Origin of the sequence: Citrobacter sp. Marseille-Q5395 (assembly GCF_947057495.1) — a bacterium.
Taxonomy (GTDB): Bacteria; Pseudomonadota; Gammaproteobacteria; order Enterobacterales; family Enterobacteriaceae; genus Citrobacter; species Citrobacter murliniae.
Genome location: NZ_CAMSEL010000001.1, coordinates 66,253 through 89,395, shown reverse-complemented (window position 1 = coordinate 89,395; position 23,143 = coordinate 66,253). Strand labels below are relative to the sequence as shown.

Here is a 23,143-nt window from a genome sequence, read left to right as displayed (position 1 = left end):
ATGAAACTATCTATAGTGGAAAACGGCAAGAAAAGAGAGAACTCAGTCGATTTCTCACGCTTTGCCAAAGAACTTAAAAAGAATGCCTGGAAAATCGCACTTGCCGGTATCGTTGCGGGGGCGGTGGCCTATCCATTAATTAGCATGATGTCATCAAAGTATGTTTCGACGGCGACTGTGCTGATTAAGGCCCAGGCTGATAATGTTTCGCCGTTTCCACAGGTTGATGGTTTTGATTCAACGCGCAGTGGCTACTACGAAACCCAATATGCTCTGATGCAGTCACGAATCATTCTGGAGCAGGCTGTGCGCGATCTGAAGTTGGATGAAAATCCGGACTTCAATGGTGAGAAATCGGGTACTGGCGGGGCTGACAGCAGTGAGAGTCGGCAGTTGAGGGTCGAACAGGCGCTGAAGACGTTGTCGAAAGACCTGAAGATCGTCGGCATTCGCACGACTAATCTGGCGTCCATTTCCTATGAATCTACCTCTCCGCAGCTTTCGGCTGAGATAGCCAATGGCGTGGCTCAGGCTTTTATCAACTACACCGTTGAGCAAAAGCGCGAGAAAGCAGAGAAAGCGAAAGAGTTAAATGCTGCAAAGATGGAAGAGGTGCAGAAGTCAATTGCTAAACAAAAAGCGGAGATGGATGACTACCTGAAAAATGCGGGGCTATTAACGTTCCGCGGTATTGATGGTTTTGAAACAGAGCAATTAAGTATTGTAACCAATCGTCTGGCAGATGCGACTCAACGTCGTGTCGCCGCGGAATCTGTTTATAACGAAGTGAATGGTCGCGGAAAGTCTTCCGGGGATATCATTTCTCTGCCCTCTGTTTCTGACCATGCACAGATTCAGGATTTACGTATTGCACTGATTCAGGCACAGCGCGTGCTGTCTGAACAGAGAAAATTGTATGGGCCTAAGCACGCAACCATCTTAAAAGCAGAAGCCGACGTTCAGTCGATTCAAAATCAAACGCAGCGGGTACTGGGTGAACTGAAAGCTGGGTTACGTCAGCAATATCTGGCTGCGGTGACAGATGAAAATAACTACCGGCAGCAGTTGGCGCAGCAGAAAGAGATATTCCAGAAAATGGCGTCAAAACGGGATATCTACAACAGCCAAAAACTGTCACTGGATAAAATGGAAGATCTGTATAAAACGCTTTACCAGCGTACTCAGGAGTTGTCGCTTTCCGGCGTAAATGCTGACGCGGTGCTGTATGATCCTGCAGTTCCTCCGCTAAAGCCTGCTAAGCCGAATAAGTCGTTACTGCTGGTGATGATTGTTATGCTGGTGGTCGTTTTCAGCATTATGTATTTCATCGTTAAAGCGGCAATGGATAATTCGATTAGCACCCTTAGCCGGATGAAAAAACGCCTTAATATCGAACCCTTGGGTGAGATCCGTCGTTTCATCGGTATAACGGGGCGAGCACAGGTTCGCGACCTGATCCTGAAGAACCCGTTGAACGCCGATATTATTCACGGTATTCGCACGCGGATAATGTTAGATAACCGCGCGTTACAGACGGTCGCGATGGCATCGGCGGAGCATGGTGAAGGGCGCTCTCTGTTAGCTAATCTGCTGGCGAGTTCATTTAGCTTCGATCAGAAAACACTGCTTATTGATGCGGACTTCTTTAATCATGATGGTCTGTCTACTGAGCTTGCTACCCCAGCATCGGCTGGCATGGCGGAACTACTGCGGGGTGAAGCCGTACTGGAAAATACGCGTATTAAGATTAATGAGAATCTTGATTTTATTCCGCACGGCAAGGCCACGATCTCCTCTTTATTGATGCTGTCGTCTGAACGTGTTGAACCCTTAATGCGCGAACTCAAGTCGCAATACCAGCGCATTATTATTGATGTTGCCGCGGTGAATCAGAGCCAGGATATCCAACTGCTTAAACGGGCGGTTGACGGCGTTGTTTTCATCGTGAAAGCCGGGAGTGGTTCAGCGGAGACAATTGCCAGCGCGCTGGATAAGATTGAAGATAATCAGGGCGTTGTGATTGGCGCGGTATTAAATGCGGTCGAGGAAAAGAATCTTGAAACGCAAGAGGGACTGCGTTCACTGAACTTTAATACTGACCAACTGATGACTACGCCAGGTCGTGTATGAGTCTACTGAAGAGTGCTTCCACGATAGCTGGTTCATCAGTCATCTCGCAGTTGATTGGTGCGCTGTCTATCTGGTTGATCTCACACAAGTATGATATGGCTGAGGTTGGGCTTTATGCGCTCAACTACAGCATTGCGGTGGTTGGGGCACAGGTGTGTACCTTTGCCTCACAGCTGTTGATTCCTAAACAGCAGGATGAGGACCTGGCGCAAAATGTGGTGTTTTGTCTGCTGCAAAGTGCGGTAATTGCGCTGCCGTATGCCGCATTAACAGCATGGTTATTTCATCAGAACGTCCTGTTTCTCTATTTGCTGTCGCTTTCAAATGCGTGGGTTTTAATATCAGAGAATTTGTCACTGCGGACGGCAAATTTTTCTTTTCTGATATTTCAGCGAATTTCTGTCTCAGTGGTAGTGGTGCTCTCAGTGCTGCTCACTCATCATGTACAGATGTTCTACTGGTCGTGGGCATGTGCGATGATGCTGCTGACGACGAGCTGCATTTTACATTCGTTTGATATTCGTTCAGTGACTGTTAAGCATCTGCGCCCATCCAGTAACCTGCTATTTTTTAAACAGCATATTCACCATATCACTAAGGTCGGGAGTGCCGAGGTGTTGGCGATGGCAAGCAGCAACTTGCCGATCATGTTAATTAACTTCTGGTTCTCGGCGCTGACAGCGGGCTATTTTTCAGTCGTCAGTCGGTTCTGTCTGGCACCCGTCGTGATCATCGGTAATGCAGTACGCAATACGATTTTCTCAAAGTGGTCTATGGATTTCCGGAACAACACCTTTAATTATCAAGAGTATACTAAGGTAAGGATGCTGCTTTTGGTTCTTGGGGTTGTTTGCACTCTCGGGGTGTTTATTTTCTATCCGATTGTGATGCGGCTTGGTTTTAGCGAAGACTGGATTAACTCTATTGAGACTTCGCGCTACATGTTGCCCTATTTGTTTCCGGCGCTGGCGATCAGCCCTTTGACGGTGATTGAGCTGATATTTGGTTCCCATCGCTATTTTCTCAGGATCCAGCTTGAACAGCTGGCCATTGTGTTGATTGCTTTTGTTGTGACGCCTTATTTTTATCATGACTATGCAGCGTCAGTAATATTATTTTCTTCACTGACCTTTATTCGTTATGCGTTCATTTATCTCAAAATGAACAAACGTGCCAATCTCCTGAAAGACAAGCCGGTGATATTATGACATTGAATACCGGATATTATTTACAGGCCTATACCTTTATTACGTTGATACTGTGTGGTCTGGTGCAGTATTTCACTGGTATGCAGTCGGTGCTGTGGATCCCATTTTTTCTGACGCTGCTGATGGTCGGATTAATGGTCATGCAGACACGGGATGCCCCGCTGCAACTGGATGCGCAGGAAACCATAATCCTGGCACTGTATTTCTCTTTTCTGGTGCTGGCCGGGGCCTCAACTCTGCTCCAGGGGGGAGTAACCGTCGCGATTGTCGCGTTTAAAAACGAAATTGCGTTGTCGCTGGTGATGATCTGTTTGCTACTGGGATTTTGCCGGGAATCGCAGATTTATCGGGCCACGCGATATTTGTATTGGGTGTTTTACGTACAAATTCCGGTAATGATATATCAGGTGTTACTGGTGGTTCCTCAGCGCGTTGCTCAGCGTGGTGAAGATGAAAAATGGGACTCCGTAGTGGGTACATTTGGCGGCGACCCAATGGGCGGCGGGAATACAGCAGCAATGGGGTTGTTTTGCCTGTTAATCATGTTGCTAAAACTCTCGGAGTATAAGCACGGGCTGACGACGTTTAAATCTATGGCGCTGCATATTGTGCTCGGGCTAGGGTTATGCATCATTGGTGAAGTGAAGTTTGTCATCCTGCTTTCACCTCTATTCCTGGTATGGGTATGGCTCTCCCCGAGCTATGTTAAAGACGTCAGTAAGATTAACTTCAAGACGTTGATTTTGATCGTAGCGGGTATGCTATTGCTTATCTGCCTGTCGGTTGTGATTCTTGCCTGGTACTATACTTCGGCTTTTGGCGCCGACCCAACGAAAAGCTCATTGAGCATTTTCATCGATTCTCTGAGCTATATTTTTGACCCAAACTACGTCATGTCTACCGGTGAGTTGGGGCGCTTTACGACGTTTCTGTTCTGGCTAAAAAATAACGATCTGTGGGGGCTGTCGGGCACGTTATTTGGCTACGGACTTAATGCGACAAACAGCGGAAGTACAGTCTCCCCTGGGTTTTTGAATATTGTTTATAACTTAATTCTCGATTCCACTTCTCTGAGTATGCTTCTTTGGGAAATTGGTGTCATCGGCACACTGCTTTTTATTAGTCTGTTTATTTATATTCTGAAAGTGTGCCAGCCAAAACCATTGCTGGTGCTTGAGCAACTGGACAAGCAGGATCTCCAGTTGTTGAGCTTCGCGCCTGCGTTCAACGCTTTTGCTATTAGTTGTTTAATCAGCTTACCTTACAGCCAAATACTGATGATAACGCCGATGTTACAGTTCCTTTTTTATTTATCACTAGGCTCAAGCTTAGTGATTCGTCGAACCGTTCTTCGCAGCGCAGGGGGATGGGATGGACAATAAACCATTTATTTCAGTGAGTATTAAGACTCTCAACGAATCAAAAGGTATTGAGAAAACGATCGATAGTATCCGGCGACAGCTCGTAGGCTACCCACATAAAATTATTGTTGCCGACAGCCTGTCGACCGATAACACCCAGCAACTGGCGGTAAATAAAGGGGTGACGGTGGTGTCATTAACCGATCCTGGCGATCGCTGCTGCGGTGTGGGGCATCAACTGGGTTATCTTTTTAGTGAAGGAGATTACCTGTTGCTGATGGATGGCGATATGGAGCTGGAAGAAGGATTTATCGATCGGGCCATCGCATTTTTACAGGCTGAACCGGAATATGCGGGTGTTGCCGGGACCGTAGAAATGGATGATGCCGTTAACTATGAATTTAAATCCCGTAAGCAACGAATTAATCAAATTTATCCCATTGGGGATTGCGATCATTTAGGTGGCGGTGGGTTGTATCGCCGTTCTGCGATAGAAAAAATAGGCTATCTGACAAACCGGAATTTACATGCTTATGAAGAGGCTGAGTTGGGTCTGCGCATTACTGGCGCAGGTTACAAACTGCGTCGTCTGGATATTCCGTATTTTAGCCATACTTCACATACCATGCCGACGTTTAAGATGCTGATGCATCGGTGGAAAACAAGGTATTACCAGGCGCCAGGCGAGCTGTTGCGCTGTAGCTGGGGGAAACCCTGGTTTATGGGGGCACTAAAAATAGTCAGGAATGAGGCCGTATTTGCCCTCTATCTTATTTTGTTGTTCGCTGCACTGCTCACTCTTAACGGTAAAGTCATGGCGGTTGCACTTCTGCCATTACTGGTATTTACCCTGTTGAAAATAGTGAAAAACCGCTCGCTAACCGATGGGTTACAAAGCGTAATAAATATGGTTGTTCGTTCAGCGGGGTTGCTCAAAGGGTGTATTTATCCGGTACGCGATCCGCTGACTCCGCCCAACAGTAAAATCATTCATGAATAAACAGGGCAGATGTGATGAAAATTTTATTGGTTAACAAGTTTTTCTTCATTAAGGGTGGGGCGGAAACGGTTTATTTTCAGGAACGAAGCATGCTGAAAAAAGCTGGCGTGCAGGTGATTGATTTTTCCATGCAGCATGAAAAGAATTTCCCTTCTGATTATGCGGATTTTTTCGTCGGTAATGTGGATTATCATAAAGACAGTAGTCTGCTGGGCGGTATCAAAACGGCAGTTAGCTTTATTCATAACGCTGAAGCCTGTAAAAAAATGCTGGCGTTATTACAAAAAGAACGCCCGGATATCGTCCACTTTCATAATATCTACCACCAGTTGACGCCGGCATTGATTAAAGTGGCGCGCAATTTTGGCTGTAAAACGGTGTTGACTGCGCACGACTATAAGATTGTTTGTCCCTCGTATTCAATGTTACGTGAGGGTCAGGTTTGTGATGCCTGTATCACCGGGACAGTTTTTAATGCTTTCAGATATCGCTGCCAGGAAGGCTCTGCCTCGAAGAGTTTACTGCTCTCTTTAGAGGCTACCTGGCAATATATTGCGCAAAACTATCAGGCACTGGATGTGATCGTGTCACCCAGTAAGTTCTTGCGCGGTATTTTGCTGCGTACCCTGCCGAATTCCCGTATTGATGTGATCGTCAATGGCGTTGATGACAGCCAGCCTGTCGGTGAGATAAACGATGAGGGTTACGTGCTGTACTTTGGTCGCTTGAGTCGTGAGAAAGGGGTGGCAACGTTGCTGCAGGCTCATCAAAAAATGCGTAACAAAGCCACACTGAAAATTGTCGGTCACGGTCCGCTGTATGACGAGTTGGTTGCTAAATACCCGGATGTTGAATTTTTAGGTTACGTGCAGCAGGGAGAGGCGCTGGATAATCTGATTAAACGAGCCAGGGTGGTAATCCTCCCTTCTGAATGTTATGAAAACTGCTCGATGGCGGTGTTAGAGGCGATGGCATTTGCGAAGCCGGTGATTGGGTCGCGCATTGGCGGCATTCCAGAACAAATTCGCGATGGTATTGAAGGGATCTTATTTGAGCCGGGCAATGCACAGGAGCTGGCGGGGGCGATGGATACCCTTGTAGAGGATCCTGAGAAAGCTCGGGTGATGGGCTTACATGGCCGTGAACGTCTAAGTGAAAAATATGCTCTCGACAAGCATATGGAGACGCTACAGACGTTATATAAAGAACTTTTAAGCAGGCCATAAGATGAGCAAAAAAATAACGGTGTTTGGTACTCGTGGGATCCCAGATGTATTGGGCGGTGTGGAAACGCATTGCCAGAATCTTTATCCTGCTATTAAACAGCAGTTTGATGTTGATATTTGTGTCATCGCCCGCTCGCCGTATGTGAATTACAAACGGTCTTCCTATAAGAAAGTTGAAACTTATGCATTGTGGGCACCTAAAAAACGCTCGCTGGAAGCGATTGTCCATTCCGTTTTAGCGGCGTTCAGAACCTGCATAGACCGCTCGGATATTGTGCACGTACATGCTATTGGTCCTGGACTAGTTATTCCTTTATTGCGTTTGTTAGGTAAGAAGGTAGTTTTCACCCATCATGGGCCTGACTACGATCGGCAGAAATGGGGATATGTCGCCAAAAAAATATTGCTGCTCGGTGAGCGCTGGGCGGTGAAATATGCCAGCGAGGTGATTGTTATTTCTGAGGTTATTAACCAACTGATCCAGAAAAAACATGGCCGCTATGATGCACATTTGATTTACAACGGTGTCAATGAACCCCGGTTATTATCAGATAACACTCTTCACACCACGCTTTCCCGCTTCGGACTCGAAGCGAAAAACTATTTAGTTGTGGTTGGACGATTCGTTGAAGAAAAAGGGATGCATGATGCTATTTCCGCTTATCAACAAAGCGGTTTGCAACTGCCATTAGTATTAATTGGTGATGCGGATCATCCGACCGAATACAGCATTCGACTCAAGCAGCTTGCTGCCGATACCCCTGGCGTAGTAATGACTGGGTTTTTAAGAGGTGATGAGCTGCAGGCGGTGTTTTCGCAGGCAAAACTGTTCGTGATGCCTTCGTACCATGAAGGATTGCCGATAGCGTTATTGGAAGCTATGTCATTCTCCCTGCCAGCTGTGGTGAGCGATATTCCTGCTAACCTCGAGGTCAAATTGCCTCCAGATGCGTATTTTAAGGTGGGGAATCTGACTAATCTGGCTGAGAAAATGGCTGTGTGGGCAGCAGCTAATAGCGTTGACTATAGTGTATATTTGCAAAATTATAACTGGCACGAAATCGCCAGAAAAACAGTCAATGTCTATCACTCAATCGATAAAGATATAGGTTAATTTTGACCAGTCCTCAAACACGTCCCCCCGCTATCGAGAGATTTTATGCTCAGCTTGATCCGCAGATATCGGAAGAGTTAACTCCGGAACAAAAAGCGGGGGTAGAGAAAGCGGTCCTCGCCATTACCCTGGGCGCAAGGCACAAGGTTGATATCCGCAGAAGTTTCCCTTTTTTCGGTAAACGTTTTTATCTGGTTTTTTTGCTTGGCAGAGATTTACGTCAGCAGCATCGCCAGGAGTCGACGTTGTCGCGAATCTTGCTCACTTTTTTGCTGCTGATTGCCGTGCTGTTTGTCACCAGCTGTATATTGCTGACGCTGTATATGATCAAATCTGCATTGGGTATCGATATTTTCCACAATTTCCACGTTGGTATTTGGGACTGGTGGTTAAGCCTGAAAGACCGCTAGCGTTAACAGACTGCTGAGGGCGTTGCTGCGATGAAGTGTAAATGGGTTTCTGCACTGTTGTGTTTGTTCTTTCCGCTGGCGGCAATGGCCGCATTAACGACCGTAACGCCCCAAGCACTGACCGGCCCTTTGACGAATCCTGGTATTGGGGTTGCCAGTTTTCATCAGGGATATGGCGAAAAGCTGGGCCTGGCTGATTACCCTGATACCGGATTTGAATATGAGCGTTTTTACTGGCGAGAACTGGAGCCCGTCGAAGGTCAGTACAATTTTGCACTTGTTGATGATGCTTTCAAATACGCAGCCGCACATCGGCCTGCGATGAATGTAGGGCTGCGGTTTATGGCGCTTGCAGAACCGGAAAGTGGTCCGCAAATACCTGACTGGTTGATTAAAAAAGGAGTGAAAGGAACATGGACGCCCGATCATAAAACCTTCGCCCCTGATTTAGATGATCCCCTGTTTATTGAATACAGTCAGCGACTGCTGAATGCCTTTGGTAAGCGTTACGATGGTAATGAGAATCTGGCTTTTGTGGATATTGGCATGGTAGGGGCATGGGGAGAGTGGCATAACAGCAACTTTCCGACGCTGAAACCACTGCTGGAGAGGTACACGACGGCTCAGTTGGAGCGTTACGTCGCCATGCATTTTTCTGCTTTTCCTGTTACCCCGAAAATTATGTTGATGAGTGGCGGTCAAAGCCTGGCGAATGCGGTGGCGCGAGGGGCTGGATGGCGCGCGGACTGCTGGGGCGACCTGCGCGTGTTTTCCGATACCTGGAATCATATGCACGATGATTATCCACAACGATTGCTGGCGGCGCAGACAAGTTTTTCAGGATTTAATGATGCCTGGAAGAAAGCGCCAGTGAGTCTGGAAATGTGTTCATATATGCCGGAATGGAAGAAGACCTACCATTATACGCGGGCTGAAGTGCAGGGGATTTTTGACTGGGCGGTGAAGCAGCACGCCAGTACGATCAACCTGAAATCGAGAGCGGTCCCCAGTGAATATCGGCCGATTGTCGATGATGCGCTGACAAAGCTGGGCTACCGGTTTCGTTTAGCCTCCCTGAGCCACGAGTCAGTATGGCAAAATGGACAAAGCCTGGCACTGACCAGCACATGGTATAACGATGGTATCGCGCCTATTTATCTTCCTTACACCCTGTCATTTCGCATTATTAATGATGCCAATAAAGTTATTGCACAAGGGAATGTGCCGGAAGATATTCGTCGCTGGTTGCCCGGAAAACATCTGCTGAATTATCAGTTGCCAATGCCAGGTGCGTTGCCGGAAGGGATGTACCATCTTGAGGTTGCTATTGTGGACAAGTCTGGCATGGCCAGAATTAGCTTTGCCAATGAAGGAAAACAGAGCAGCGGTTGGTATCGAGTGTCGTCGATTACCGCACGTTAGCCTGCAGCCGCAATGCGCCCAATAGTAAGGCGCATTGCGGGTTAAATATTACTCGTGATATCCGTCAGGATTGTTTTTTTGCCAGTTCCACGTATCACGCATCATTTCATCAAGTCCGTAGATGGCCTGCCAGCCTAGCTCTGCTCGTGCTAACGACGGGTCCGACCAACATTCGGCGATATCACCGGGTCTTCTCGCTACAATCTTATAATTGATTTTTGTTTGCGCCGCTTTTTCGAAGGCTTCAATGAGATCAATGACGGAATAACCGACTCCGGTACCCAGATTGATAACTTTGAATGACTCGCCTTTATCCTGGCAATCCAGTGCCGCTAAATGACCTGTTGCCAGATCCATAACATGGATGTAATCACGCACGCCTGTTCCGTCAGGGGTCGGATAGTCATTACCGAATACAGACACGGTTTCAAGTTTGCCAATCGCAACCTGTGAAATGTAGGGTACCAGGTTGTTAGGTATCCCATTAGGATCTTCACCAATCCGGCCTGAAGGATGAGCGCCAACGGGGTTAAAATAGCGTAGGCAGGTGATGCGAAACTCGGGTTGTGCGCGCGAAAAATCCGCCAGAATTTGCTCGACCATAAATTTGGATGTGCCATACGGATTAGTTGTACCGCCTGTACGTGACTTTTCACTTAGCGGCACGTTTTCCGGTTCGCCATATACCGTTGCGGAAGAACTGAATATAAAGTTCTTAACTCCTGCGGTTAACATCTCAGAAAGCAAAACCAGCGTTCCTGTGACATTGTTTTCATAGTAGGCGAGAGGTTCTTTTATTGACTCTGAAACCGATTTTAGTCCCGCAAAATGAATAACGTCGGTGATGTTATGACGGGAAAAAATTGTTTTCAAAGTATCCCGATCCAGGATGTCAGCAATGTAAACGACGGGTTCTTTTCCGGTGAGTTCTGCGACTCTGTTCAGTGATGTTTGAGAGGCATTCGAGAGATTATCGATGACGATGACGTCATCTCCTCTCTCCAGAAGGGTTAGCACGGTATGTGAACCAATATAACCAGCGCCACCTGTGACTAGAATTGCCATACAGTCTCCAGATAAATTTTATGCAAACGACCATTGATTTACCAATGCCAATGCCATAAATAAAACGCTATTGGTGGCGTCTGGTAAGGTAAAAATTCCTGTATTTCACCATGCACTTATATGATATTTTTTTAAGTATGGCTAAAAAGCTAAACCGGTTTATCTTGGTATCATAAACAATATAGTTGTCGGTGAAATTTAATGTATGTACCCCTTCGCTTTGGTTGATGTTGGCGTTTATTTGTACAACCAGACTCTCATCAAATGTGGCAGCGTCAAGAGTGTTTAACTCTTTGATATAGACTGACTTTCCATAAGTCTCTGGCGTACACTCCTGGGTGAGGATGTACATTTTATTATTTATACAGTGTGGCGAACCCGCTCCCCGATGGTGTTGATTACATACGTGTAATGCTGGCGTTATTTTCTGCCATGGCCCATTTACCGCCGCGGCTGTATGAATCGTTAACTCATCATCCATCGTGGTGGATAAAAGATAGAGATTCCCATTGTGCGAACAAAGAACATTATCTGTTAATGCGATGTCAGACAGTAATACTTTTACTTGCTGCCAGCGTACGGGGAAATCTATGGACTGGAATAAGATAACTTCTTTTCTTTCGGAGGACTCAGGGATCATGAAGAGTTGATCATGACTGTAAAATAAAAAAGGGAATGATAAATGACACTTTAGGTTATCAAAACCTTTGAGTTTTACATCATCAAGCTCAACCAAATTAGCATCAAGTATGCGACATCGTAATATTCCTTTAGAATTACGAAAACTTAATGCTTCATAAAAAACATATACTTTATTGTCCCTTTCAATAATGAAAGGATCGGCCTGGAAGGTATATTTTTTTTTGAGTTGTTGTCCCTTGGTGTTAGTAAGGATGTCCAGCGTATTGGTGGGGAATGTATGAGGGCCGTCATTTTTAATGATCACAGTGTCCCACGACTCATGAAAGAATAACATATTAATAAGTCTGTTATTTTTCGTTCGCATTCGCAACTGCTCCTTTTTATCGCTTAATTTGCTGCTGGTTCCAATACGGCTACACTCATCGCCAGTGTAAAAGCTAGTAGCAACAGTGATTTTTGTCCACTAGCAGAGATAGTGGGGGGAGGTATGACGTTGCCAGAGCATCCCTGCTCCAGTTGAGGATTTATTCGAAATGTACCTGCGGATTATCTGCCAGCGAAACAAAGGCTTTGCTGTTTTTATCCAGAGTACGGATTTCGCCGCTTTCAATGTCGTACACCCAGCCGTGCAGACGCAGTGCATTATTACGTAGCCCAACAGCAACGGAAGGATGCGTTTTAATATTGTTCAACTGGGCGATAACGTTCTCTTCTACCATCGCGTTAACTTTATCGGTTTCGTTATCCCAGGTTTTTTTATCGACCACCGCTTTAGCGGCATCGGCATAGTGCAGCCAGTGGGCGACCGCAGGCATCGGATCCAGGCACTGACTTTCGGCAATGGCTTTCATCGCGCCGCAATTGGAGTGGCCACAGATAACGATATCCGTCACGCCTAATGCGACAACCGCGTATTCGATAGTCGCAGATACCCCACCTGGCTCCGGGCCAAAGGAAGGCACGATATTACCGGCGTTGCGGATAACAAAAAGCTGCCCTGGCTCTTGCTGTGTGACGAGTTCTGGTACCAGGCGACTGTCTGAGCAGGAGATGAAAAGCGCTTTAGGATTCTGGCTGGATGCCAGGCTGCGGAAGAGTTCCTTACGTTGAGGGAAAATCTCTTTTTGGAAGTTGAGGAAGCCCTCAATGATATGTTGCATAGCAGTGTCTCTTTTCTCTGTTTAAGCAGGTTATGATGAAGATCACACTTTCCAGTTTAACACCAGCAGACAGAAGAGAAAGACTTTATAGCCGTTAAACCAATATCTTTGGGTAATAAATGGCAGGTATTTACCTTGTAAGGCCAATGGTTGCCCCATCGCTGCAGGGCAACATAATATCGATAGCGGACAGCGAAAAAGTACGCTGATAAGCTCAAGATTAGCTTGCGTAGCGCCTTTGGTAAGCCGCTTTTAGCCTGTTCATCGCTTCCACCAGAACGGCGCGTGGGCAGCCAACGTTTAATCGCATGTGTCCCTCTCCGCCTGGGCCATACTGTGCGCCAGGAGAAAGACCCAGTCGGGCTTCATGAACAAAAAATGAAGCGAGCTGCTTATCGCTGAGTTCCATTTTTTCAGCATTAAGAAAAAGCAGATAGGATGCACCACCATAGGTAACTGATATTAAAGGACAGTTTTTCTCTATTTCGCTTTTTACAAACGCGACGTTATCAGACAGATAAGTTAATAAATTTTGGTGCCAGTTAGCGCAGTGAGTATAGGCGCTATAAATGGCTGCCTGCTGTAATGAATTTGTCTCTGCAAGATAACAATTATCGAGAAAACCATAAAACTGACTGCGCAGCTCATCATTTTTAATAATTGCTATCCCGCCCTGGATTGCCGCGGTATTGAAGGTCTTGCTGATCGAAGTCAATACGATTGATTTAGCGTTGAGACCTTCATCAATGGTAAAAAACGGGTAATGTTGCTTACCCGGTAAGGTTAAATCACCGTGGACTTCATCCGATACAACGATAACGCCAGCCTCCTGGCAATAGAGGCTAATTTTCTCAAGCGTTTCCCGGCTCCATATCATCCCGCCGGGATTATGTGGTGAAGGAAAAAGAAACATTTTGCACTGTTTTAGCTTCTCACGGAAATCATGCCAGTCAAATTTATAGCCCCCATTCATCTCGACCAGGCGTGTCTGGATCAGGTTTCTGCCGCTGGTCTTTACAAGATTTGGATAAGGGTCATATATTGGGGTACAGGTCAATATATTATCGCCCAAACGGGTGAGCGCCATCAGAGATAACACAATCGTTTTAATGACCCCTGGGACAAAATGCACCCAGTGCTGTTTGATGTCGGTGTCATACTGTTTCGCATACCAGTGGATAACCGCTTCCTTCCAGTGCGGATAATCCAGGTTATATCCCTGAACGGGTTGTTCAACCACAGCATGTAGCGTATTCATAATCGGCTCTGGAGTGACAAAATCCATATCTGCAATCCATAGCGGCAATACATCATGAGTGCCAAACATCTGTTGTAATTGCCCGTATTTACGGCAACTATCATCCCTTATGACAATATCGTCAAACAAAGACATTGTTAACTCCTGGTCAGTCTCTATAAATTATTATTTAAACAATGAAATATCAATGCAGAATATTTATATGCATATAATCTGCATGTCAGTTAAATATCAAATAGTTAACCCTGGTGAAAATTGATATTGAGTTTTTAATTAGCCGGTGATTTTTGTTCGACCATATTCTCCGCGACATTGTCTGGCTCGTATTTAGCAATACCGATACCTGTCGCCGCCCACAGTAGTGCGAAGATGACGCCGCTGTAGCATAAGATTGCCCACGGCAAATAATCGAGGGTGGCGACTCCGAGCATAGTTGCACAATAAACGCCGGAAGCAGACCACGGAATAATAGGTTCGACGACCGTCCCGGCATCCTCGGTGGTTCGCGAAAGATTCTTTGCGGCAAGTCCCCGTTTTTTATACTCGTCTTTAAATGCATCGCCACATAACAGCAGCGGTAAGGTACCATTTGCCGTGCAGGCACAGATGGTGAATGTCGTAACAATAGTGGTGGCAACCAGACGGAATGTGGATTTAACGCCTTTTGTCAGTGCGTTAATCACGGTATGCAGAGAACCTGTTGCGCTCATGGCACCGGCAAAACTAAAGGCGCTGAAAACGGTCACAAAGCTACTAAACATAGAAATTGCGCCACCTCTCTCCAGCAAGCGAGAGACATCAGATGATAGTGCCGGAAGGGCATCTCCTGTGAGCATAGCGAGCTTAAAGCCGCTGACTACGGATTCACCGACAGAGGATGCCGTGAATGCCTGAAAGACTAATGCCAGAATCATCGAGACTAAGGTCGACAGAAATAACATGGGAATAGGTGGTTTCTTTGATAATGAACCGTATAAAACAATAATCGGCGGTAGCAGCAACAGAATATTAAAGTGATAAATCTGGCCGATAGAGCTCATTAAATTAGTGATATTTTCTGGAGCGCTGCTGGTTGCATCAATACCCATCCCCATATAACTGTAAACGACACAGCAGATAATAAATCCAGGTCCTGTGGTCCATAGCAGATGGCCGATATGTGAGTACAGGTTTACACCGGCAGCCAGTGCCGCCATATTGGTTGAATCAGAAACCGGCGAGAGTTTATCGCCGAACCAGCACCCCGAAACAATGGCTCCGGCAGCAACCGGGAGTGAAACATTGAGGCCGATCGCCACGCCAATCATGGCAATCCCTACGGTACCGATAGATCCCCAGGACGTACCGGTGCAGACAGAGATCAGTGCTCCCAGCATAAAAGCGGAAATATAGAAATATTGCGGATTAATCCACTTCAGACCGTAATAGATCATCATGGGGATAGTTCCTGACACCATCCATGAGCCAATTAAAAAACCAATACTGGCGACAATCAATATTACAGGTAGCGCTTCCGATATTTTATTACAAATGGATTTTAGAATGTCATCCCAGGTGTAGCCATGAGCGATAGCAATAAATGAGGCGGTCGCTGTCCCCATCAGGATCATAGGTTCTGCGCGAATACCAAATATAAAATACCCGATACTAATTCCGCTCAGCATTACCACCATTGGTAATACTGACCATAAGAAAGATAATGGTTTTCTGTTGTGTGAGGTACAGCTATTCTGTTGCATAATTCCATCCCAATCGTTAATGGCTGAACGAATCAAATAAATACCTGCTACAGGTCATTCAATTATTGAGTGACATAGTGGCTAGTGTTTCCGGAAAAACGCTATTTTTATTAACTGTATCGGGTTCTCTAATTTGATCGTGACTCTGCTGTTCATATCCCGGTAGTAATATAAGCGGCGGTTTTGCTAATAAATTATCCCTCCACATAGGGTTGATGATTTCGCCGTTGTTGGCTGAGTTTACGGTACTGTTGCGGCGGCATACCGACATATTTATGAAATGAGCTGTAAAAACGACTGCTGGAGCGAAAACCCGCAAGCATGGCAATATCGAGTATTGTCTTATCAGTATCACTGAGTAACGCTCGCACGTGGTTGATGCGCATCGCGGTAATATACTGTTTCATGGTTAGTTGCATCACCCGATGAAATATACCCATCGCGTAGTTTGGATTGAGTTTAACGTGCTCGGCTATGGCATCGACTGTGAGCAGTTTGTCACAGTTGGCGGCGATAAATTCAAGCATCTGGCTGACGTAAAACTGTGAATGCCGCGAAATACTGTTCTTCTGGGTTCGTGATGTTTTATGACCCAGTACAGGCTTCCAGCCTGAAAGACTAAAGCGCTTGAGCATTAGGGCAATTTCATCAATGGCCAACTGGCGAATCTGCTCGTTATCGCTGTTGAGTTCGTTCTGCCAGCGCTGAACTTCAAAAGCGCTGAGTTGCTGTGAGGCTAACGAGGTAATAACCATCCCGTGTGTCACATGGTTAATCAGTTCACGATCCAGAGGCCAGGATAAAAACAGATGCATGGGTAAATTGAAGATTGCCATTTGCTTACAGTGCCCGGCATCTGTGAGTTGATGAGGCGTACAGGCCCAGAATAGCGTGATATAACCCTGTTTGCTGCGTACCACTTCGTCATTAAACAGGTATTCCACATCGCCATCAAATGGCACATTGACCTCAACCTGACCATGCCAGTGGCTGTAGGTCATCGCCAGCGGTGCCCGCAACTCGACATCCATCCGCTGATACTCTGAATAGAGAGCCAGTGGGCTGCGAGTCTTTTTTTCATAACTGCGGCACATGTGAGGGTCATGTGGCAGCTGCGGGATACTTTTTGCCATTATAGGTTGCGTTCCTGGATTGTGAGACTGACCGAGTAGTAGCGCCAAAGCATGAACATAGCTTAACTGAAAAAAAACACCGTTTTCTCTCCGTTTTCGCGAAGTTATTCCCAAAAACTCAGATCCTCAGTCTGTTACTCGAAGATCTGAGTTATCGGGAATCGCAGAATTTAACCTGGCAATATTGCAAATGATCTGCGCGGGGAAAGCCACTCCCTCCTGTACCTCTATGTTGAATCTGCTTCCATATTATCCCAGGTATTAATGATGTGTTTGATTAACATTCAATAACAGTCTGAAGACAAAAGGTCACGATGTGTGATGAGATATGTTTTTCATTTGGCGCAATAATTGTTATGTCGCTGAAAATATGATTGTCAGAATCACCTGAATTATCAGGAAGTTATTTTTCCTGCTTTGTCCAGCCGATGTCTAATAGTTCTGATAGGGATCACAACCGCCAGTCAAACCGGTTGGATTGTGCAAGTGTCATCTCCATTATGTGCATTTTCTTAACAAGGATTACGTTTTATGAACAGTCGGCCTCTCCTCGCCTTAACTTTCATTGGCCTGTTATGGGGCGTGGGAACATCACAAGGACAAGCAAAAGAGTGGGAAAAGGAGCCTGTAGCGGTATTACAGCAGGGCGCCGGGGAGGGGGATGTAGATGCGCAGTACTGTCTCGGAATACGGTATTTCGAAGGTCAGGGGGTTGCCCGGGATGATAAGCAAGCCGTTGAGTGGCTTACCCGCGCAGCTGAGCAAGGGAACTTCGATGCGCGCTATTTTCTTGCCTTAGTCTATTTTGATGGCGAAGGGAGGCGCTGGTATGACGAAACGGTTATCGACTGGTTTAACAAACAGGCCGAACAAGGAAATAAGAAGGCGGTTGAGTGGCTAAGTATTGCTGCCGAACGGGGAAACTATCATGCGATAGAGTGGTTACACCGGGCTGTTGAGAAAGGGAATCCTGACGCGCAGCATTTTCTTGAAAGTAAGAAGTCACTGTTAGATGGCTACAACACAGTTCAGTCATTGAGCAAAGCGGCTGAGCAAGGGGATGCCAGGGCACAGGGCCTGCTCGGTCGAAAATACCTGGAAGGTGATGGCGTGGGTATGGATAACAACAAAGCTTTCGCATTGTTTAATCAGGCTGCCAGCCACGGAGATACTCTGGCTCAGAGCATGCTGGGGGCCATGTATTACCTTGGTGAAGGTGTCGGTGTGGCGCAGGATCACAAGAAAGCGTTTGAGTTATTTAATCAAGCAGCTCCCCACGGTGATGTGCTGGCTCAGGGTATGCTCGGCATGATGTATTCAAAGGGTGAGGGAACGGCACAGGACGATAAGAAAGCCGTCGAGTGGTATGAACAGGCCGCCGCACAGGGAGATGCTGGCTCTTACAAGGAGCTTGGGTTGATGTACTTAGAAGGTAAAGGTGTTGCCCAGGATGACAAGAAAGCTGTTGAACAATTTGATCAGGCAGCCAGAAAGGGCAACGCGGAAGCGCAGGGAATGCTGGGAAGGATGTACCTCGAGGGGAAAGGCGTCGATAAAGACTATGCGCAAGCCTATATCTGGAATGCTGTGGCCGTAGCTAACGGGAACTTTGATGCGCAGACCGGGCTTGATATTACTCGGGAGAACCTGACTCCAACAGCTCTAAAGGAAGCGGACTCGAAGGCGAGGAAATATTTCGAGCAGTATCGATATCAGCCGAAAATGTAGCCCAATCTGGATTAACAAAAGCCCGTAGAGCACGGGCTTTTATAAAGAGTTTGGATCGCGGATTCACAAACCGTAGAGCTTAACTCTCCTATAGCGTGGCGATAATTTCTCAAGAACGGAAATGCGATCGACGGGACGGGCAATGAAGCCAGAACTGCCGATGTAATGACTGATTAAGGCCGTATTATGGCAATCGGTCAAATTCACATAGGCGTAAATAAACAGGGTATTGATGCGACGAGAAAAGTTGTGTGTCCTGGGTTTATTATTCATTTTTATTATGTTTATTGGCTGATTAATGATGCCTATAAATATATTTCTGTTGTGTTTTTTTGTTTCATATATGAAGGTGAGTTTATTTAAATGTAAAGTAAAATATTTTAGAGAAAAAATCAGGAGGTTATAATGAAATGAATGTTAAATGCAGTGATAATTTTACCCTAATCAGGTTGGTTCTGGCTGTTGGTGTACTACTTGTACATAATGGAGGTATTACAAATTCAGATGTGTTAAAGCCGATCCTGTCTTACCTTAGTGGTGATGTGATTGTTGAGTGCTTCTTTGTGATAAGCGGCTATCTGATAGTAAAAAGCTACATGAGGAATCAGCGTGGTTTTTTCTACAGGCGTGCTCTAAGATTACTTCCTGCATATTATTTTTGTCTTTCTTTTATTGTTTTTTGTGCCTGTGTAGTTGCGATGTATAGTGTCGGAGAACATTTTTTCAACCTTGATTTATTAAAATATATTTTGGCAAATGCAGTATTTATGAACTTTCTGCATCCGGCTTTGCCCGGTATATTTGTCGATAATCCATTAACTGCTGTCAATGGTTCATTGTGGACGCTTAAAACGGAAATCATCCTGTACTTATCTGTGCCGATCTTTTTTTATATATACGTGCGGAATAAGATGCTCGCTTTTACTTTGGTCTGTTTGGTTTCTGTCCCGTGGCTGTTGTACTTCCGGTGTATCAGTGATTCACCTAATGCCAGGATGATGTCGTTACAGTTTGTCGGTATGGCGGCATATTTTTTCGGCGGCGCACTGTTTGCTATTGTTAAAAATTTTATAAAACTCATTCCACCAATTGCAGTTGTTTCTGCTGTTTGTTATATGCTCGCGGAAGGGAAAGAGTTGAGGTTTTTGAGTGAATATTTTCTTGTTGTATCCTCTGTGCTTTTTTGTTGTTTGAATATCCCTTTGGGATTCAATTTTGAAAAAATAGGGGATTTTTCATATGGTATCTATCTGTATAACTTCCCTGTAATCCAGCTCCTTTATTCTTTAGGGTTATATAACACGCATCCATATTTATCATTCGGGTTGTCATTGATACTGACTTTTTTTGTGGCAAGTGGGTCGTGGTATTTAGTAGAAAGGCGGTTTTTGCAGTTAAAGTCAAGGGTCAGATAATATGAGATATAGATTAGCAGTCGCTCATTAAAAACGAACGACTGGTTTATAAACCTGGCGTCAACGTATAAACCCGCCTTTTGATGAGTTAAGAAGAACAGGGGTATTTTTCAACCAATGCCTCAGCAACTATCATTGCTGGGGGATTATTTCTTTCTTCTGGTTTGTTTTTAAGCCAGTTGCCTACGGTATCGAAAACCTGGTTTATATCGAATGTATCCGAAATACAAATCTCTTTCTCAGCCGTCAGAACTGTTGCTATTCCTCTTACATATCCTGAAAATGCGGCTGGAGCGGATTGTTGGTAAATAGTGTTATGATCCTTTTTATAAAGCTGATAACCCTCGAGAAGATAACTGCTATTAAATTTGTCAGGAATTTCAGCGTGAGACACTAATGGTATAAATAAATTGAATGCCAGAATAAGCCTGGTGACAGTGTTCATGTGGTTACTTTTCTTAAAAAATGACACTCATCTCAGCACGATGCAGTGAAACGGTTAGGAATTAATCAATTCATTTTAAAGTAACATGCCGATTAATTGCGAGTCCAGAAAAGAATGAATCTTATTTTGGATTTTTGGTTGTTGAAATTTAAAATATCGCTCCGGGTCTCTTCTCGCGTTCCGTAGATCATTTTATGTATCCGTTCACGCTTCAGTAACAAGAATAAGTTTTTCGCAACTCTGTTGCCATAACAGCTAAAACGGCGACTGATGTAGCCTTCCAGCCTATGTGATTTCAGGTGCAAGTTGGAAAGTATTGATTTTGGCTTCTAACGAACAGCGGAGTTGTTCTTGCTGATCAATTTGTTTCGCCAGAAAAGTGCTGGACTCCGCCCGAAAGCCCCGCGCATCGCCATCGTAGAAAACGTGATTCGTTTCCCCGAATCAGGCAGATTCGATTTCTTTTACGGAGAGTGATTTGTCTGACCATTGCCGGGTTTCCGTAGTTTTAGGCACCTCAAAAACAATATAGCTTTATGAGGTGCCTAACAAGGTGCCTAAAAGGTTCGGATTTAATTAGTTCTCTTCGGACTTCGCGGGACAAATTGAGGGCACAAAAAAGCCCGCAGGGCTTGCGCCGTGCGGGCTCTTAGGACTTCATCGGATGACTCTGGTAATCACCGATGGAGAATTTTGGGCTGGCGTCCCTGTGCTTTTAATTATAGTGTATTGATATTTAATATTTTTGTTTAAATTAATTTCGTTATGGGTTCCAAAAAGGAACCATAAAGTAGAACCACAGAACCTCGCATGGTTCCAACATGCCTAGCGACTTCAAAATAACACGCTCTATGGCATACTAAATGTAAGTGTGGCTGGATATTTAGCGTCTGATTACTGAGAGGGTCAATAAAAACTGCTCTATCTCAAATACTGTAGTGGCCCATAAACTTGTCCGCTTGAGTCGATGGTGTATCTCGTCCGTTCAGGCCCGGAGTGGCCAATTAGCAGAGTATTCATGTCTGCTATGAGCGAGGATCGGACGTAAAACAACTGTAAAAAACTATTTAACTCAGGCAGACATGTCAAGATTCAGTGAAAATGTCTAATCACTGGTTCGTTAGAAATGCCCATATGTTGAAAAGGCTGCTGCAAAAAAGTCTCTCGCAGCGGCCTCTTTAATATAACGTCATTGTGTGCATCATCTTTAATTATGGGTTTAACTCAAACTGTTCCCCGTTTATTAATTTTCGCAATAAGTCAAGTGCCTCAGATGAGTATTTTCCGACACCACTTTTCCCAGATTTAATGAAAACATGATAATTGTTGTCTGATGCTTTAATGTTGAAGTCGGTTAGTTTTCTTAATTTTTCGAATTCTTGATTAACATAGTGCCACGATCCCATGTCGAGAATCCTTGCCAGATCAGACATTGTATATGGGAAACTAGCATTTAGTGCCTGCCCATTATTGAGTTCAGCGATACCATACATTTTTGCTAATGCATCATCATGCTCTGCAATATTGCGGAACATCTCAAAATCGTATGGAAGTTCTTGTTTAACAAGGGATTCTGATGCGAATGTGTACGTTCTGGCTAGAAATGCACGCACAAGTTTTGGATTAACGCTAATTTCCGGTGTATTAGATGATAACGCATCAAAAATCCAACCAAAATTATTTGCGTATATCACCTTGATTCGAACGCTTTTATTCTCACCAACACCGATTAGCAATTCCTTTTGATGAGAACCAGTGGCCTCGCAGTCCTTACTGAAGGAGACAAGATAAATATTTGGAATCAATGCATTATTGGGAGCGATGATTTCATCTATATCAGAGAGAATTGCCTTTATGTTTTCATCATTGATACTGTACCCAAAGAAAAACAAGGGGTGTTCAGCAAAATATGTTAGCAACTTAGCACTGATATATTTCTTACGTTTATAGAAATCAACATAATCTTCATTTGTAATAACAATACTTTCAACTTCATGACTGCTACCATGAATTTTCATGATTTCGCCATAAGATGAATAATTCACTTTAACAACGTTATGACCAACTATTGCCTGATAATTGTCAAATATTTTTTCTAATGTGTCGTCATAATTTGTTGTGATTATTGCATGAGGTTTTACTTTCCTTAATTTCTGAACTTCCTCTGTATATTCCATGTTCGAGAAATCAACGGAGTTTGATAATTCATTCAGAATGGATGCAATTTCATGCTTAATATAAATATCTTTTGGAGTCGTTCCTTCAAAGTATGTCTCTGGATAGCGATCCTTGCCATCATCCCAAGCCCATTCAGCATAGAAGTCACAAAAATCGCTAGCAATCAGAGGTTTGTTATCACCCTTTGTTTGGCTGTAGTAACCATAAGGGCGTTTGATCAAGGGGCATATTTCCGCTAGTTGCTTTAATAGACCTTCCCAGTCAGGCGCTTTTATATATCGTTGTGAAATACCTGCACCCATGAATAAAATGGGTTGGACTTGTAAGTTTTCAAGGCAAGATTTAACATCTTCGATTATTTCTTCTTGATATTCCGTAAAGTCCATATAGTTACCTCAGGGATAGGTGATTGCTATGTGATGCACCGCGAAACGGTTCGGGGCTTTGTGACACCCAAACTTTACCCCGGTTTCCCAGCGTTTCCTTTGTATATAATATCATTAAAGTTA

18 protein-coding genes and 2 pseudogenes are annotated in these 23,143 nt (G+C 44.9%); 10 read left to right on the top strand and 10 right to left on the bottom strand.

Annotated elements, in window-relative coordinates:
* The 8 genes from OH663_RS00380 to OH663_RS00345 are packed head-to-tail and all read left to right on the top strand — an operon-like array spanning position 1 to position 9,871.
* Entirely contained in the window at positions 1-2,130 is a 2,130-nt protein-coding gene (locus OH663_RS00380; RefSeq protein WP_048220717.1) for a GumC family protein, read from the top strand.
* Positions 2,127-3,338 (top strand): lipopolysaccharide biosynthesis protein, encoded by a 1,212-nt coding sequence (locus OH663_RS00375; RefSeq protein WP_200012319.1) that lies wholly within the window; start codon positions 2,127-2,129, stop codon positions 3,336-3,338. Before OH663_RS00380 ends, OH663_RS00375 begins: the two co-directional genes overlap by 4 nt.
* Positions 3,335-4,720, top strand: coding sequence for a hypothetical protein (locus OH663_RS00370; protein ID WP_045446486.1), 1,386 nt, complete (start codon positions 3,335-3,337; stop codon positions 4,718-4,720). The genes OH663_RS00375 and OH663_RS00370 overlap by 4 nt, the downstream gene beginning before the upstream one ends.
* Positions 4,710-5,699, top strand: coding sequence for a glycosyltransferase family 2 protein (locus OH663_RS00365; RefSeq protein WP_200012316.1), 990 nt, complete (start codon positions 4,710-4,712; stop codon positions 5,697-5,699). Before OH663_RS00370 ends, OH663_RS00365 begins: the two co-directional genes overlap by 11 nt.
* 14 nt (positions 5,700-5,713) lie before the next feature.
* Positions 5,714-6,925: a glycosyltransferase family 4 protein gene (locus OH663_RS00360; protein ID WP_200012313.1), complete on the top strand. Its 1,212-nt coding sequence runs from the start codon at positions 5,714-5,716 to the stop codon at positions 6,923-6,925.
* Position 6,926: 1 nt separating this feature from the next.
* Complete coding sequence (locus OH663_RS00355; protein ID WP_200012312.1) at positions 6,927-8,039, top strand: glycosyltransferase family 4 protein; 1,113 nt, start codon at positions 6,927-6,929, stop codon at positions 8,037-8,039.
* Positions 8,040-8,041: 2 nt separating this feature from the next.
* Positions 8,042-8,449, top strand: a complete 408-nt coding sequence (locus OH663_RS00350) for a hypothetical protein (RefSeq protein WP_045446474.1) — start codon at positions 8,042-8,044, stop codon at positions 8,447-8,449.
* 30 nt (positions 8,450-8,479) lie between these two features.
* The gene (locus OH663_RS00345; protein WP_200012311.1) at positions 8,480-9,871 is read left to right on the top strand and encodes a DUF4832 domain-containing protein; all 1,392 of its coding nucleotides are present in this window, start codon (positions 8,480-8,482) and stop codon (positions 9,869-9,871) included.
* Between the two features lie 48 nt (positions 9,872-9,919).
* Here the strand turns inward: OH663_RS00345 and galE are convergent, their stop codons facing one another.
* The 6 genes from galE to melR all read right to left on the bottom strand — a co-directional run bounded on the left by galE (position 9,920) and on the right by melR (position 16,868).
* Positions 9,920-10,936, bottom strand: a complete 1,017-nt coding sequence (galE, locus tag OH663_RS00340) for a UDP-glucose 4-epimerase GalE (protein ID WP_200012310.1) — start codon at positions 10,934-10,936, stop codon at positions 9,920-9,922.
* Positions 10,937-11,003: 67 nt separating this feature from the next.
* Positions 11,004-11,942, bottom strand: a complete 939-nt coding sequence (locus OH663_RS00335) for a glucosamine inositolphosphorylceramide transferase family protein (RefSeq protein ID WP_200012309.1) — start codon at positions 11,940-11,942, stop codon at positions 11,004-11,006.
* A 160-nt stretch (positions 11,943-12,102) separates the two neighbouring features.
* Complete coding sequence (locus OH663_RS00330; RefSeq protein ID WP_045446462.1) at positions 12,103-12,738, bottom strand: carbonic anhydrase; 636 nt, start codon at positions 12,736-12,738, stop codon at positions 12,103-12,105.
* 220 nt (positions 12,739-12,958) lie between these two features.
* Positions 12,959-14,131 carry a MalY/PatB family protein gene (locus tag OH663_RS00325; RefSeq protein ID WP_045446459.1) on the bottom strand — a complete coding sequence of 391 codons (1,173 nt, stop codon included), beginning with the start codon at positions 14,129-14,131 and terminating at the stop codon, positions 12,959-12,961.
* Between the two features lie 134 nt (positions 14,132-14,265).
* Complete coding sequence (nhaC, locus tag OH663_RS00320; protein ID WP_200012308.1) at positions 14,266-15,735, bottom strand: Na+/H+ antiporter NhaC; 1,470 nt, start codon at positions 15,733-15,735, stop codon at positions 14,266-14,268.
* 194 nt (positions 15,736-15,929) lie between these two features.
* Positions 15,930-16,868, bottom strand: coding sequence for a transcriptional regulator MelR (gene melR / locus OH663_RS00315; protein WP_045446456.1), 939 nt, complete (start codon positions 16,866-16,868; stop codon positions 15,930-15,932).
* Between the two features lie 531 nt (positions 16,869-17,399).
* Between melR and OH663_RS00310 the strand changes: the two genes are divergently transcribed.
* Positions 17,400-18,596 carry an SEL1-like repeat protein gene (locus OH663_RS00310; protein ID WP_200012307.1) on the top strand — a complete coding sequence of 399 codons (1,197 nt, stop codon included), beginning with the start codon at positions 17,400-17,402 and terminating at the stop codon, positions 18,594-18,596.
* A 410-nt stretch (positions 18,597-19,006) separates the two neighbouring features.
* Positions 19,007-20,011 carry an acyltransferase family protein gene (locus OH663_RS00305; protein WP_200012305.1) on the top strand — a complete coding sequence of 335 codons (1,005 nt, stop codon included), beginning with the start codon at positions 19,007-19,009 and terminating at the stop codon, positions 20,009-20,011.
* An 88-nt stretch (positions 20,012-20,099) separates the two neighbouring features.
* Here the strand turns inward: OH663_RS00305 and OH663_RS00300 are convergent, their stop codons facing one another.
* The 4 genes and pseudogenes from OH663_RS00300 to OH663_RS00285 form a co-directional block, all read right to left on the bottom strand.
* Positions 20,100-20,456 carry a Rap1a/Tai family immunity protein gene (locus tag OH663_RS00300; RefSeq protein ID WP_045446450.1) on the bottom strand — a complete coding sequence of 119 codons (357 nt, stop codon included), beginning with the start codon at positions 20,454-20,456 and terminating at the stop codon, positions 20,100-20,102.
* Between the two features lie 143 nt (positions 20,457-20,599).
* Positions 20,600-20,755: pseudogene (locus tag OH663_RS00295) on the bottom strand (IS3 family transposase); the annotation flags it as partial.
* Positions 20,751-20,867: pseudogene (locus OH663_RS26030) on the bottom strand (hypothetical protein); the annotation flags it as partial. The pseudogenes OH663_RS00295 and OH663_RS26030, both read right to left, overlap by 5 nt.
* An 800-nt stretch (positions 20,868-21,667) precedes the next feature.
* On the bottom strand, positions 21,668-23,020 hold the full coding sequence (locus OH663_RS00285; protein ID WP_023317204.1) for an SIR2 family NAD-dependent protein deacylase: 1,353 nt from the start codon (positions 23,018-23,020) through the stop codon (positions 21,668-21,670).
* Positions 23,021-23,143: the final 123 nt, after the last annotated feature.